The sequence below is a fragment of the Bacillus sp. ISO11 genome (assembly GCF_003458115.1).
GTDB classification, from domain to species: Bacteria; Bacillota; Bacilli; order Bacillales; family Bacillaceae_G; genus Bacillus_A; species Bacillus_A cereus.
In genome coordinates, this window is record NZ_QXCO01000017.1 from 65,330 (window position 1) to 79,558 (window position 14,229).

Consider the following 14,229-nt stretch of genomic DNA (forward strand, 5'->3'; position numbering starts at 1 on the left):
TTCTGCAACGAAGTGCTAATTTTTTTATGATTTATTTCTTCATATTAAAAATAAAAAGTAGCTCTAAAGAGCTACTTTTTATTTTACTTCTATTGTTTCTTCTTTATGTTCATGCAATTCGCCTTTTCTTACATGTACTTTCACTTTGTAAGCACCGTTCTCTTTGAAAGTATGTTTCGTTTCATACTCTCCTTTATTTCCTTCTTTCGCTGGAATAAATTCGTGTTTTTCAACACCATCTTTCCAAATCTCTAGTTGTACTTCAGCACCAGTTAATGCTTCTTCTTTTTGCTTTAAATGAACTTTCATTGTAGATTCAGCATTTGCCTTTATGTCTCCAGCCATAAGATGGATCATTGTGTCACTTTTATGATCTCCATGTCCTGCACTGTGATCACTATTTTCTTTTTTTGCATCTTCTACTTTCGCATTTCCTACAGCAACTTTTACTTCTGGCATAACGTGCATTTCACGTGCATTTGTGTGAGCGATAATATGGTATACTCCATCCGTTTCGAATGTTTTCTCTACTGCATAAACACCTTTTCCTTTATGCTTACCATCTAACATCTCGTGTTTTTCGTCGCCATCTTTCCAAATTTCAAACTTTACATCATCGGCATCCGTTACTTTTTCTTTCCCTTGTGTAACAAGTGCTTGTACTTCTGTTTTTTCACCTGGTTTAATTTCTTTCGGATTTGTTTGTACTGCTACTTTTACAGCTTCAAGTTTCTGTTCTTTTTTCGGTTCTTCTTTGTTTGTATTACAGCCAGCCAACGCTAGCATCGCGATAAATAAAGTTATAATCAGTTTTTTCATCATCATTTCCTCCTTTATACTTTATTTAGTATAGAGGAAATACATTGTAATATTCCAGTCTTCTGCTGAAAACAATATACGAAATGTTTGTGAAGTTTCTGTGAAGCGGTCTTCCCCTCTTAATCTATGAAAAAAGAGCATAGTAACTATGCTCTCGGATGAAACTGTTTATATACATCTTTTAATCTAGTTTTTGAAACGTGCGTATAGATTTGAGTCGTTGAAATATCTGCATGTCCAAGCATTTCTTGTACAGCACGTAAATCTGCTCCATTTTCTAATAAGTGCGTAGCAAACGAGTGACGCAACGTATGAGGTGTAAGCTCTTTTTCAATATTTGCTTCTTTCGCTAATCGTTTTAATATTTTCCAAAATCCTTGTCTTGATAAACGATTACCATGATGGTTTAAAAAGAGTGCATCTACTACTTTTTTCCCCATTAATTCTCTTCTTCCTTTTTCAATATACTTTTGAATCGCTTCCGTTGCTAAACTTCCTAGTGGAATAATTCTTTCTTTATTCCCTTTCCCTATGCAACGAACAAATCCCATCGTTAAATGTACATCTTCTAAATTGAGTGCAATCAATTCTGAAACACGAAGTCCTGTCGCATACAGTAACTCTAGCATCGCCTTATCACGAATCCCAAAAGCACTTGTCATTTTTGGTGTTTGAAGTAACGCCTCTACTTCATCAACTGATAATACTTTTGGTAATTTCCGTTCCCCTTGTGGCGTTTCAATATGTACGGATGGATCGTGTTCTACCGCTCGTTCACGAAGTAAAAATTGGTGGAACGAACGAATTGATGCGATATGACGCGCTAATGTTTTCGAAGATTTTCCGTTCTCTTTTAAATACTGCAAAAAATTAACAATATGTAAACGGGTCACTTCATGAAAAGTTTTCGTCTGTTCCACATTTTGCAAATACTTTACGTAGCTTTTTAAATCCCGTTCATAAGATACTACTGTATTCTTTGCTAATCCTTTTTCGACAACCATATAATGAATAAAATCTTTTAATTGATCTTCCACTCTACACTACTCCCCATTTTCATAGAAAAACATCATTCTATTTACGAAAGCATCCTTTGCCGGTTCTTCATTCCCTGATACTTTTTCTACAGTCTCTTCTTTAGGTTTTTCATAACGATGATAGCTTTCATATTCTTCATTTATCCATAGTATAGCGAAATAAAACAAAATCGTACAACTTGTAAATAATAAAAATACTTTTATTCCATCAAAAGTTAATTTTAAAGCTCGGCGCATTGTAAATTCCTCCAAAATATAAGTTATTACAACATATGCCAAGCTTTCACCAATTTATACCTTATTCAAATAAAAAACCTCTTCCTAGATAAATAGGAAAAGGTTATTTTTCATCCGTTTCATTTTCTTGACAATTTTTACAAATCCCATGGAATGTTAAACGATGATCTTTCACCTTAAAGCTCCAGTCTCGTTCTACTTTCCTTTCCACTTCACCAAGTAAATCTTCTTGTATTTCTTGTACAGCACCACATTGTGTACAAATCAAATGATGGTGGAAACGCTGCGCACCTTCTTGGCGTAAGTCATAGCGTGAAACACCGTCTCCGAAGTTAATCTTATCGACAACTTTTAACTCAGATAATAGTTCTAAAGTTCGATAGACGGTTGCTAATCCGATCTCTGGCGACTTTTCTTTTACAAGGAGGTAAACATCTTCTGCGCTTAAATGATCTTCTTCATTTTCTAGCAGCACACGAACTGTTGCTTCACGTTGCGGTGTTAATTTGTAGCTCGCTGCATGTAATTGCTTCTTAATTCGTTCAATTCTTTCTTCCATTCGGTACTACTCCCTCCTCGCCACTCTTACACCATTATATCAGAAGAAGGGCTTCTGTCAAAAGAAAAAAACAATAAAAACAAATTGATAATTATTCTCAAAAAGTATTTATTTTTTATTAATAGCCTCAACGACTTCTTTCATTAAAACTGGTGATGCGTAAGCCTCCACACTAGAAGCAAGTGCTAACACCACTCCAATTACGAGAAAGAAGCATGTATAACGGATTAATAATGGTAATAGTGGCTCGGTTATTTTTCTAATAAATTGATGCCTAATCATCCGTAAAGAAAAACTTGCAGCAATAGTTGTCATAACGAGAAAGACTGGAATGATAATTAAATTTTGTGGCAAAACAGATACAAATGCTAATAATAGTCCATTCCATCCATGCTGACTTACTAAAAAACCAACTGTAAATCCAACGACAACTCCTTTTACAAATAATAAAATAAAAATAAGTGGTAATCCAATAATTGAAATCCCTAAAATCCAAATAAATCCGATGTATTTTAATTGCGAAAAGTAACTTTCTCGAAACATTTCGCCCGCAATGGCAAATTCTCCTTTAGAGACTTGTCCAAAAAAACGTTGTAAGTAAAATGATAAATCTTGTTTTTGATTGATTTGTAAACTATTCACCAGAATAGCTCCGAATATTACTCCCATCAATAATAAAACGGCGTTAAATATATATAATGAAGAGTTTTCCTGTATGTGAGACATTACACGGTCTTGCCAATTTTTTCGCCACATTTTTCTTCCCTCCGTTCACACTCTTATTAAAAATGTATGAAAGAAAGAAAAAAGTATGACGAATTAACATTGAAATTCCGCTCTACTTTGCTAAACTAAAAAGTAGAGAATAGGAGGGATTTCTCTTGAAACCATTATTATTAGATTTTCCAACATTATTTCAAACTGAACGCTTGCAAGTTCGTAAACCATTTCCAGGTGATGGTGCAGAAGTATATGAAGCAATCCAAGCTTCTCTAGAAGACTTAGTACCGTGGATACCAATTAACGCTGAAACAGAAGAGAGTGCTGAAGAAATTGTTCGCGAAGCTCACGGACAGTTTTTACTTCGTGAAACACTTGATTTTCACTTATACGATAAAGTATCTGGTACATTCATCGGAGCAATTACACTAAAGCCTGAAAACTGGGATATTCCAAAGTTTTCACTTCACTTCTGGCTACATAGTGCCTATACAAAACAAGGCTATATGACCGAAGCTGTTAAAGGTGCAATTCAGTTCGCCTTTGATAAACTAGGCGCTAGAAGAATTGAAATTCGTACTGATGCAACAAATATAAATGCATGTAGCTTAGCAGAACGTCTAGAATTCATTCTAGAAGGTACAATGGAAAATGATTTCCTAGCACCAGATGGTAGCTTACGTGATGCACGTGTATATGCAAAAATCAATTAAAAAACACTCGCCTTTGGCGAGTGTTTATTTTTGTAGTTGTAAATATTGTACTGCAAACATCGTCTTCGCATCATGAATACGAAGATCTTTCATAAGAGTAATCGCTTCTTCTAACGATACTTCCATTAATTCCACAAACTCATCTTCATCTAACTCAGCTTTATTTTCTTTTTTTGTCAAACCTGTCGCTTTATATACATATAAAATTTCATCTGCGAATCCTGGAGATGTATAAAAAGAAGTAATGAGCTCCATATTTTCACATACATATCCTGTTTCCTCTTCTAATTCACGAACTGCTGTTACCTCAGGTTTTTCACCAGGTTCTAACTTACCAGCTGGAATTTCTATAATCGCCTTTTCAAGCGCTTTACGATACTGCTCAACAAGCACAATTTTCCCCTCATCAGTAATAGCAATAATAGCAACTGCACCAGGGTGATTTACAATTTCACGTTTACTCATTGCTCCATTTGGTAATACTACATCATCAACACGAACTTTTATAACTCTACCATCAAAAATCGGCTCAGTTTTTACTGTTCTCTCTGCAAGATTACTCATACTACTTCATCTCCCTGTTCTATTTCCTATTCTTTCCTCATACATTTTACCACATTGAAAGGAGCGTGATAGAAATGAAAGTTTATATTTTACCAAATCGCGTCACTTTAGTCGGAAAAGCATGGCAAATTCGCCATAAGCTAAAGCAATATAGCAAAGAGTATACAACTGTACAAGAGTGGATTACAGCAAATAAAGTGAAACATTAATCATGCTTTTACGGGCAGTTAATGCGAAACGAAAAGTAAACGTTTGTCAACCTCTTTTCCCTCTCGTACAATAAAGGTAAGGAGGTTGACCTATGAAAAAACGTCAATTAGGAAACTCAGATTTGTTTGTTACAGAAATGGGCCTTGGCTGTATGTCTCTCGGTACATCTGAAACAGAAGCTATGCGTATTATCGATGAAGCAATCGATTTAGGAATTAATTTTTTTGATACAGCAGATTTATATGATTACGGATTAAATGAAGAATTTGTTGGAAAAGCCTTGAAGGGAAGAAGAGACCAAATTGTTCTTACAACGAAAGTTGGAAATCGTTGGACAGAAGAAAAAAATGGCTGGTCTTGGGATCCTTCTAAAGCTTACATAAAAACTGAAGTAAAGGAAAGTTTACGTAGACTTCAAACTGATTATATTGATCTTTACCAACTTCATGGCGGAACGACTGAAGATCCAATAGATGAAACAATTGAAGCTTTTGAAGAATTGAAAAAGGAAGGTATTATTCGCCATTACGGTATTTCTTCTATACGCCCAAATGTCGTTCGTGAGTATGCAAAACGCTCAAACATCGTTAGTGTACTAATGGAATATAGCCTTTTAAATCGTCGTCCAGAAGAATGGTTCCCCCTTCTGAATGAACACCAAATTAGCGTCATTGCCCGCGGACCACTTGCAAAAGGAATTTTAACTGACAACAATGCAAAAAAAATAGAAAGAGTAAAGGAAAAGGATTATCTCTCTTATTCTTACGATGAATTACATACAACTCTAGCGAGTGTAAAAGAAACGATTGGAGAACGCTCTTTAACAGGAACAGCTATTCAATATTGCTTACATAGTAAGACTGTTGCAGCTGTTATACCCGGTGCAAGCTCGCTTCAACAATTACAGGAAAATATACGAGCTAGCCAACAGTTACCTTTAACGAAAGAAGAATATATACAACTTCAAAAGATTGTTAAATATGACACATATGCTTTGCATCGTTAAAAATATCGAATTACCGATAAACAGAAGACTGTCTCCAGTATTAGGAGACAGTCTTTTTTATAACGTATCATATTTATCAGGATTCGTTCCTACATGTAAATCACGATTCAACGTGTTAATTTGACGTATCTCTTCTTCAGTTAGTGCAAAATCAAAAATAGTAAAGTTTTCTTCAATACGAGATGGTGTAACAGATTTAGGAATTGTAACAATTCCGCTTTGAATATCCCACCTTAATATAACTTGTGCAGGTGTTTTTTCATATTTGTTAGCAATAGCCTGAATGATTGGATGCTGGAATACTTCTCCGCCCCTCATTAACGGACTCCATGCTTCCATTTGAATTTGCTCATCTTGACAATAATTGCGCAACTCAAATTGCGTCAACATCGGATGAAGTTCCACTTGGTTTACCATCGGCTTCACTTTGCAATTTGGTAATAATAGTTCTAAATGATGTTTATGAAAATTAGAAACACCAATCGCGCGCACTTTACCTTCTTCATACAATTTCTCCAAAGCTCGGTACGTATCAACATACTTCCCTCTTACCGGCCAATGTATTAAATATAAATCTACATAGTCCATTTGTAATTTTTTCAAACTCTTTTCAAACGCCTCGAGTGTCTCCTCATATCCTTGATCGTCGTTCCATACTTTTGTTGTTATAAATATATCTTCTCTTGGAATTCCTGATTCACGTATCGCCTCTCCGACACCGCTTTCATTTTCATATACAGTTGCTGTATCAATCGAACGGTATCCAACTTCTAACGCTGTTTTTACTGCTTGCTTTACTTCGTCTCCTTCTTTCGCTTTATATACGCCTAGACCAATCATCGGCATTTTCACGCCATTATGAAGTGTAGTTGTTGGAATATGCACAGTCGTCTCCCTTTCATTGTTACATTTTTTATAAGCCACAACTTTATTTCAACAAGATTCATCCCAAAAGTCAAAACATACGTACAGTTTACATAACACTTTTATATAGCTAAAAAATAACGTGAACTCATTCATTTAAGTTATTTTCTCTCCATTCTTTCGCTTTTTCATCCACATTGCGCACAAACTCATTTTTCCCTTCCGTATATAACGTGCCATCATATGTATACTTTTCGGCTAATTCTCTCTTTAAGGTTGCATATGCCTCTGCTTCTTCACAATGAGCCATCATATAATCACGAAACGCTAAATGCCTTACAATCTCTGGATTTCCTTTTTCAAACACGTGTAAATGATACGAACGTTTTTCTTCAGTTCCATGAATAAAATATCGGCGTCTTGAAATACCATTTTCCCCTTTTACGATGTAACCAAGCTCTATAAATCGTTCATTCCACCCATCTACTCTTTCGATATTTTCTACTTCCATGATCATATCAATAATAGGTTTAGCTGCCAGTCCGGGCACTGACGTACTTCCAATATGATGAATTTTCACCGTTTCTGGCATCGCTGTTTTTAATCTTTCAGCCTCCATTTGAAATTTTTCACTCCAATGGTTTTCATGTGGAACAACGATAATTTTTCTCATTCTAACTCCCCTTTTCTTACAAGCTCGTCAAAAAATGATCAGTGAAATACCACTGATCATTTTTTATTATTTAAAGTCTTTCCAAGTAAGGTTACTTTCACTTAGCAGTTCTTCAAATGATTTATTCTTTTCACGTTCTTTTTGTTCTTGGCGCTTTCTTTCCAGTTCAGCTGCCTCTTTTTCCTCTTCCCTCACTTGCAACTCTTTCTTCTTACTCTTTAATTGTTGCATGAGTGAATCATTTAATTGATCGCCTAATGTAAGTGTTTCTTTCTTCGGTTGATTCACTTGTGATTGTCTTTGTATTTGTCTTTGTTTCTTTTTCTTCATGCTACTCACCTTTTACTTTTTTCTCCATTATAGTAGATACACGATGAAATCGACAATAAAAAAAGGTCTTCACTCTATTATTCACTTTTTGTAAATATGTTAATTTTTCGAAAAGACTAAATTTTTGTGTAGCTATAATCCTATGAATCTATTAAAATTATGTCGTATGATGTCAGATTATAAAAAAAGGAGAATTATATTATGTGGAAAAAAATTATTCCTGCCGTTGCTGTTTTAAGCACCATTACTTTTTCAAGCGCATTTGCCGCTCCCCCATCTCAGAATCCAACTGAACAAAACCGCTACATAGACGTACAAATGCTTGGTATTAATGATTTCCATGGACAACTAGATACTGTTAAAAAAATCAATAATAAAGAAGCTGGTGGCGCTGATTACTTAGCTACTTATTTAAAAGAACGTAAAAAACAAAACCCTAATACACTTCTCGTACATGCTGGTGATATCGTCGGAGCTAGTCCACCAGTTTCAGCATTATTACAAGATGAACCGACAATTGAATTTTTAAATGACTTAAAATTTGATGTCGGTACAATCGGAAACCATGAATTTGATGAAGGTATTGATGAAATGCAACGCCTCATTTACGGTGGATATCATGAAAAAACAGGGAATTTCAAAGGGGCTAACTTCCCCTATGTAGCTGCTAACTTCTACAACAAATCAACTGGCCGCTTATTTTTACCACCGTTTACTGTAAAAATGGTAGATGGTGTTCCTGTAGGATTCATTGGGGTTGTTACAACTGATACACCAAATGTCGTTATGCCTACGATGCTTAACAATGTACAAATTACTGATGAAGTAGAAGCAATTAATAAATCAACACAACAATTAAAACGTCTCGGCGTTAAATCTATCGTCGTTCTTGCTCATGTCGGTGGAACAACCGATGAGTCTGGGGTAACAAATGGCGATCTTACTCGAATTGCAAATGAAACAGACCCAGAAGTTGATGTTATTTTCGGTGGACATAGTCATACGTATGTAAATGGTACAGTAAATAATAAACTAATTGTCCAAGCAAATTCATACGGAACGGCTTTCTCAGACGTGGATGTAACAATTGATCGTAAAACAAAGGATATTGTAAAGAAAAAAGCTGAAGTTGTTACAACGTATCATGAAGGTGTAGAACCTGATAAACAAGTAAAGAAAAAACTAGATCAATATAAAGAAAAAATTGCACCACTTGTAAATGAAGTAGTCGGAAAATCTACAGCACCTATCGACCGTAAACAAAATGATGCTGGTGAGTCCACTCTTGGAAATTTAGTTGCCGATGCTCAGCGTCAAACGATGCAAACTCAAATCGCCCTCATGAATCCTGGTGGCATTCGTAATGACTTAGATGCTGGTGATATTACGTGGGGTGAGTTATACGGCATTCAACCTTTTGGAAATCAATTAATTAAAGTAGATTTAACAGGTCAAGACATTCGCGATATTTTAAATCAGCAATGGCAAAAAGGAACAACAAGAATGCTTCAAATTTCAGGTATTCAATATACGTGGGATGCAAATAAACCAAACGGTGAAAAAGTTACAAATATACGTTTAACAAACGGAGAAGAATTATCTCCATCTAAAATGTATAGCGTAGTTGCAAATGCCTTCTTAGCTTCTGGCGGTGACGGATTCGTATCATTTAAAAATGGTAAAAATGCAGAAACTGGTCCAAACGACTTTGAAGCGTTAGTCGATTACGTAAAACAATTAAAAGAACCAATTCAGCCAGTTATTGATGGAAGAATTCAAAAAGTAAATTAAGTGTTTCTCTAATAATAAATTTCATTTTTCACGCCATAAAGGATTTATACTGATCCTCTATTTTATACGTAATATACATCATAAAAAGGATACTCGTTCTTCCAATGAACATAGTATCCTTTTCTTTAGTTATCAAAATGTGATGTTTTGTCAACTTCATATTGCTGTAAAAATTGGTGCAACGCCTCTTCTACAAGTTTAGATTTTTGAATTCCTTTCGATTCTGATATAAGGTCCAATTGTGATAATATTTCTGTATTAATAGAAAAGGTTCGTCTCTTCTTCTCTGTACTTTTACTCATAATTGGTACAATTACTTCTTCTCTTTTTCTTAATAATTCATAAATGCTTTGTAATTGCTCATAAATTAACAATTGATAATCTGTTTTCTCATATTGAAGGGCGGTCGCTTCTTGGAGTTGTAAGTGACGTGGTTCTTCTCCATCTCCTACAAAAATACGTTTCTTCTGCTCTCCATCATATTCGTATCCAATCAATCTTAATTTCTTCGATAATGTATACGGGCTTATTTCAAGACGTTTTGCTATAATAGCGATGGGTTCACGTCTATTTAAACCATCTATAATTTCTCCAATCGTCACAATTTCCCTCCTCCCGTGTTGAAATGACACTAGTATGGTATGTTACAATGATTTTCTAACAGTATATGCAAAATGAATAGCCTGTGCGATTCATACGATTTCACAAAAGGAGGTTTTCAATATGCTTTTTCGTAGCTACACCCCTCAGTTCTATAATGAAAACAAACAACTCATTCCTAACAGTATCGCTACGATAGAAAGCGTTATGATTAATAATCGAAAACAAACTCTCCTTATGCGTGGACAAAACGTAGAGCAACCTATTTTATTATGCTGTCACGGCGGACCTGGGATGGCACAAATCGGATTTATTCGCCATTTTCAAAAAGAATTAGAGAAGCAATTTATTGTTATTAATTGGGATCAGCGCGGGGCTGGTAAATCCTTTTCACTGAAAGATTTCGGAGCAAATTTCACAATCGAACAATTCGTTTCCGATGCAAAAGAAGTAATTCAATATGTACTTAAAAGGTTCAACAAACAAAAACTATTTCTCGCTGGTCATTCTTGGGGAAGTATTATTGGGCTTAACATAGCACATCAATATCCAAAGTATATTGAGGCTTACATCGGTATTGGGCAAATTGTACATATGAAACAAAATGAAGAATTGCTATATCAACATTTAATTCGTTCTGCAAAAAAACATAATCATAAAAAAGCATTAGCTTCCCTTTTAAAATTAGGAAAGCCACCATTTTTAGATACGAGACGTCTCATTATTCAAAGAAAGTGGCTTGGCACATTCGGAGGCGCAATCCAAAATGGATCTTCCTTTTCTTTCATACGAAAAGGTTTCTTTTCTCCTGAGTACACGCTATTAGATTGGTTCAAGTTTCTCGCAGGAAATTTAAAATCTGGCGTTTTATGGGAAGAAATGCTGACAATCGATTTCTTTTCTTCTATCTCAAGTTTATCTATTCCAGTTTATTTTTGTTCTGGTCGCTATGATTATCAAACTCCTTATGCACTCGTTCAGGAATATTGCGATATTATTGAAGCGCCTATAAAAAAGATGATTTGGTTCCCAAACTCAGCACATTCTCCTGATCTAGAAGAACCAGAATTATTCGCCAATTCTTTGCAATCAATTAAACAAGAGCTAGCTTTTCAGCATTAGTCACAAAAGGCTCTTTTACATTTCATAGAAAACATTTTATAATAATATGTCGCAAGTATGTATAAACATAGCAAAATGTTTCATATGTACTTGTCTTAACAGAATAAAAATTTAGGGAGATTACATTTATTATGAACGCTGTACTCGTCGCAGTAGCAATTATGCTATTGCTTAGTTTGTTACGTGTCCAGGTCATTGTCGCCATCATTGTTGGAGCTTTAACAGGCGGACTTATCGGCGGACTCGGTATTTCAGAAACGATTAACACTTTTACAACTGGTCTTGGAAACAGTGCTCCAATCGCTTTAAGTTATGCAATGCTTGGTGGTTTCGCTATTTCCCTTTCCAAAACAGGACTTCCAGATGCTATGATTCAAACTGCATTAAAATGGATTGGCAATGAACAAGACACGAAAAAACAAGTTTATTCTAAGGTACTTATTTTATTCATTATTTTAATGATGGCTTGTTTCTCACAAAATGTGATTCCTGTTCACATTGCTTTCATCCCCATCTTAATTCCAGCACTTTTAAAAGTATTAACTGAGCTGAAAGTGGATCGCAGACTTGTCACATGTATTATTACATTTGGATTGATTACTCCTTATATGTGGATCCCTGCAGGGTTCGGAAAAATTTATCATGACGTATTGCAAACCAACGCTGCGCAAAGCGGTCTTACATTTGATGTCGCACTTATTCCAAAAGCAATGACTATTCCAGCAATCGGTATGATTATTGGATTATGTGTAGCGGTATTCATTACGTACCGAAAACCTCGTACGTATGAAACAGAACAAATTCATACTACCGAAAATGAAATCGTTCCCTATACAAAACGTAGCATTACTTTCGGGTTATTATCTATTATTGCTACATTAACTGTTCAATTAACAACCGAATCAATGATTTTCGGTGCTTTAGCAGGTATTATCGTCTTATCAGTTAGTGGCAGTCTACCACTTAAAGAAGCAGATGCGATATTAACAAGCGGAATGCGTATGATGTCCTTCATTGGCTTTGTTATGATTGCTGCCGCTGGATTCGGCGCTGTTCTTCGAAAAACAGGACATGTTGAATCTCTGGTGCAAACGAGTGCACATATAATCGGAAATAACAAACCACTCGCTGCATTTCTTATGCTCGTTATTGGACTTCTCGTTACGATGGGAATTGGTTCATCCTTTTCAACCATCCCTATCTTAACAACCATTTTTGTACCTCTTTGCATTCAGCTTGGATTTAGTCCAATGGCCACAATTGCAATTATCGGTACAGCCGGAGCACTAGGTGACGCAGGATCTCCAGCATCGGATAGTACCCTTGGACCAACATCCGGTTTAAATGCTGATGGTCAGCACCATCATATATGGGATACATGTGTACCCACTTTTCTACATTACAATATACCGTTACTTATATTTGGCTTTATTGCCGCAATTACATTATAAAAAGGTGCGTATAAAACGCACCTTTTACTTTTTTATTTTTCCTTTTAATTGTTGAAAAGCTACTTTTCCATTATCTCTGACATAGTTTTCAATTGTCGGTAGTGATGAACCTATCCATTCACACTCTATACTCCCATTCGGTCCAACAATTTTTAATTTATCTGGTATATGTATATTTAGAAATCTCGCTGACCGAATTAACTCAATAGCAATCTGATCACTTGAGGCTACAATTCCATCTACATACGGATTGTTTTGCAATAATGTAATAAATTGTTTATTTGTATACCCTTGTACACATTCTTCTCGATAAGAGATTCCTTCATCCCAAACAGCGTCTAAAAACCCTGCTATATGATCTTCCATTTCTTCACTTTCTTCTCCCTCACCGAAATATGCAAGAAAGTGACACCCTTTCTCTTTTAATAAAGAAACAGCTCTCTGTCCACTTTCATAATAATTTCCATGTGATTGTTGCTCATCGATCACAACAAACGGAAATGGAATTTTTCCTACACTTTTAAAAACTGCTCTTGTCAAAATAACACCTGCAATGTTATTTTGCTTCAGCATATGTATGTATCTATCTTTATTCTCTATATTACAAATAATGATTTGATAACCTTCTTTATATGCTATTTCCTCAATACAATGTAGCAAAGTGATGTTTGATTGGTTACATAAATTATCTACAAGTAATGCAATTATCGTTGAATCCTCTTTAAATAGTGGCTTCGCTGCACTGTTTGGCCTATAACGTAATTCTTCAATTGCTTCCTTTACTTGTTTTACTGTGTCCTCATGAACGTATCCTTTTTCATTAATAACTCGTGAAACGGTTGCGACTGAAACACCTGCCAATTTTGCAACATCACGTATAGTTGCCACATCGTCACCCCTTAATATGGTAATAGATTACAATTTTACGGTAACCTAAATTAAACTATCCGTCAAGATTAATAACTCATATTTCTGAAAATTGTTACATCATTTCACTAAACGATACTCCAACTGAATTTCATGTAAAATTGGGATATTATCATATCCAATACGTGGAATTTCTTTCTTTATTTTTCGTGCCTCCTCTACCGCATTCACATATAAATTAGTCATTACAAAATTACGTTTTTGGTAAAATCGTAACGCATTCATATTATCATTAGTTGTAATAAGCCAAACCTGTCTGCACCGTTCTTCTTCTGCAACTTGTAATACACAATCCACAAGTTTCGTCCCTATTCCTTTTCTTTCTTCAAAGCTATCTAGCGATACAATTTCGCACATATTTCTGGTCACTTCATACGTTATAATTCCGATTATTCTGTCATCTGAGAGCGCAACAAATCCTGGCAACTCTTCTAACTGATGTCCCTTACCACGTGAAACCATCAATGAACTTCCCCAGTTCTCACACATGAACATTCGGATTGTTTCTTTCATCGCTGGCGTAATTTTTTGTATATGCAGCATTTCCTATTTCTCCCCTTTTATATCATTGTGATACAATATAAGTGTATCACATGTAACGGTATT

18 protein-coding genes are annotated in these 14,229 nt (G+C 35.3%); 6 read left to right on the forward strand and 12 right to left on the reverse strand.

Annotated elements, in window-relative coordinates; genetic code table 11:
* Positions 1 to 78 precede the first annotated feature (78 nt).
* From D1166_RS18305 to spoIIM, 5 genes are all read right to left on the reverse strand, one after another.
* Positions 79 to 819, reverse strand: a complete 741-nt coding sequence (locus D1166_RS18305) for a FixH family protein (RefSeq protein ID WP_000733456.1) — start codon at positions 817 to 819, stop codon at positions 79 to 81.
* Between the two features lie 146 nt (positions 820 to 965).
* Positions 966 to 1,856, reverse strand: coding sequence for a site-specific tyrosine recombinase XerD (gene xerD / locus D1166_RS18310; protein WP_000390088.1), 891 nt, complete (start codon positions 1,854 to 1,856; stop codon positions 966 to 968).
* 6 nt (positions 1,857 to 1,862) lie between these two features.
* Positions 1,863 to 2,093 (reverse strand): YqzK family protein, encoded by a 231-nt coding sequence (locus D1166_RS18315; RefSeq protein WP_001250432.1) that lies wholly within the window; start codon positions 2,091 to 2,093, stop codon positions 1,863 to 1,865.
* A gap of 103 nt (positions 2,094 to 2,196) precedes the next feature.
* Positions 2,197 to 2,652, reverse strand: coding sequence for a ferric iron uptake transcriptional regulator (fur, locus tag D1166_RS18320; protein ID WP_000392657.1), 456 nt, complete (start codon positions 2,650 to 2,652; stop codon positions 2,197 to 2,199).
* Between the two features lie 108 nt (positions 2,653 to 2,760).
* Positions 2,761 to 3,378, reverse strand: a complete 618-nt coding sequence (spoIIM, locus tag D1166_RS18325) for a stage II sporulation protein M (RefSeq protein WP_013142149.1) — start codon at positions 3,376 to 3,378, stop codon at positions 2,761 to 2,763.
* Positions 3,379 to 3,533: 155 nt separating this feature from the next.
* Here spoIIM and D1166_RS18330 point away from each other — a divergent pair, with 155 nt between their 5' ends.
* Positions 3,534 to 4,085, forward strand: coding sequence for a GNAT family N-acetyltransferase (locus D1166_RS18330; RefSeq protein ID WP_000803479.1), 552 nt, complete (start codon positions 3,534 to 3,536; stop codon positions 4,083 to 4,085).
* Between the two features lie 24 nt (positions 4,086 to 4,109).
* On the opposite strand, the gene D1166_RS18335 is transcribed toward D1166_RS18330, so the two are convergent.
* A complete protein-coding gene (locus tag D1166_RS18335) occupies positions 4,110 to 4,649 on the reverse strand; it encodes an NUDIX hydrolase (RefSeq protein WP_000067041.1) in 540 nt (179 codons plus the stop codon).
* A gap of 74 nt (positions 4,650 to 4,723) precedes the next feature.
* Here D1166_RS18335 and mciZ point away from each other — a divergent pair, with 74 nt between their 5' ends.
* Positions 4,724 to 4,858, forward strand: coding sequence for a Z-ring formation inhibitor MciZ (mciZ, locus tag D1166_RS18340; RefSeq protein WP_000870302.1), 135 nt, complete (start codon positions 4,724 to 4,726; stop codon positions 4,856 to 4,858).
* Positions 4,859 to 4,950: 92 nt separating this feature from the next.
* Positions 4,951 to 5,865 (forward strand): aldo/keto reductase, encoded by a 915-nt coding sequence (locus tag D1166_RS18345; protein ID WP_000747227.1) that lies wholly within the window; start codon positions 4,951 to 4,953, stop codon positions 5,863 to 5,865.
* A gap of 57 nt (positions 5,866 to 5,922) precedes the next feature.
* Here D1166_RS18345 and D1166_RS18350 read toward each other — a convergent pair whose 3' ends face one another.
* The 3 genes from D1166_RS18350 to D1166_RS18360 form a co-directional block, all read right to left on the reverse strand.
* The gene (locus tag D1166_RS18350) at positions 5,923 to 6,750 is read right to left on the reverse strand and encodes an aldo/keto reductase (RefSeq protein ID WP_000547991.1); all 828 of its coding nucleotides are present in this window, start codon (positions 6,748 to 6,750) and stop codon (positions 5,923 to 5,925) included.
* Between the two features lie 127 nt (positions 6,751 to 6,877).
* The gene (locus D1166_RS18355) at positions 6,878 to 7,402 is read right to left on the reverse strand and encodes a GrpB family protein (RefSeq protein WP_001226445.1); all 525 of its coding nucleotides are present in this window, start codon (positions 7,400 to 7,402) and stop codon (positions 6,878 to 6,880) included.
* A 66-nt stretch (positions 7,403 to 7,468) separates the two neighbouring features.
* Positions 7,469 to 7,732, reverse strand: a complete 264-nt coding sequence (locus D1166_RS18360; RefSeq protein ID WP_000727548.1) for a YqkE family protein — start codon at positions 7,730 to 7,732, stop codon at positions 7,469 to 7,471.
* Between the two features lie 201 nt (positions 7,733 to 7,933).
* Here D1166_RS18360 and D1166_RS18365 point away from each other — a divergent pair, with 201 nt between their 5' ends.
* Complete coding sequence (locus tag D1166_RS18365) at positions 7,934 to 9,523, forward strand: bifunctional metallophosphatase/5'-nucleotidase (RefSeq protein WP_097862000.1); 1,590 nt, start codon at positions 7,934 to 7,936, stop codon at positions 9,521 to 9,523.
* 125 nt (positions 9,524 to 9,648) lie between these two features.
* On the opposite strand, the gene D1166_RS18370 is transcribed toward D1166_RS18365, so the two are convergent.
* Positions 9,649 to 10,125: a ribbon-helix-helix domain-containing protein gene (locus tag D1166_RS18370; protein ID WP_000151926.1), complete on the reverse strand. Its 477-nt coding sequence runs from the start codon at positions 10,123 to 10,125 to the stop codon at positions 9,649 to 9,651.
* A gap of 121 nt (positions 10,126 to 10,246) precedes the next feature.
* Here D1166_RS18370 and D1166_RS18375 point away from each other — a divergent pair, with 121 nt between their 5' ends.
* Positions 10,247 to 11,245, forward strand: a complete 999-nt coding sequence (locus D1166_RS18375) for an alpha/beta fold hydrolase (RefSeq protein WP_000898967.1) — start codon at positions 10,247 to 10,249, stop codon at positions 11,243 to 11,245.
* Between the two features lie 131 nt (positions 11,246 to 11,376).
* The gene (locus tag D1166_RS18380) at positions 11,377 to 12,696 is read left to right on the forward strand and encodes a Na+/H+ antiporter family protein (protein ID WP_000994819.1); all 1,320 of its coding nucleotides are present in this window, start codon (positions 11,377 to 11,379) and stop codon (positions 12,694 to 12,696) included.
* A gap of 24 nt (positions 12,697 to 12,720) precedes the next feature.
* Here the strand turns inward: D1166_RS18380 and D1166_RS18385 are convergent, their stop codons facing one another.
* Entirely contained in the window at positions 12,721 to 13,584 is an 864-nt protein-coding gene (locus D1166_RS18385; RefSeq protein WP_048567765.1) for a LacI family DNA-binding transcriptional regulator, read from the reverse strand.
* A 99-nt stretch (positions 13,585 to 13,683) separates the two neighbouring features.
* Positions 13,684 to 14,166 carry a GNAT family N-acetyltransferase gene (locus D1166_RS18390; protein ID WP_000902438.1) on the reverse strand — a complete coding sequence of 161 codons (483 nt, stop codon included), beginning with the start codon at positions 14,164 to 14,166 and terminating at the stop codon, positions 13,684 to 13,686.
* Positions 14,167 to 14,229: the final 63 nt, after the last annotated feature.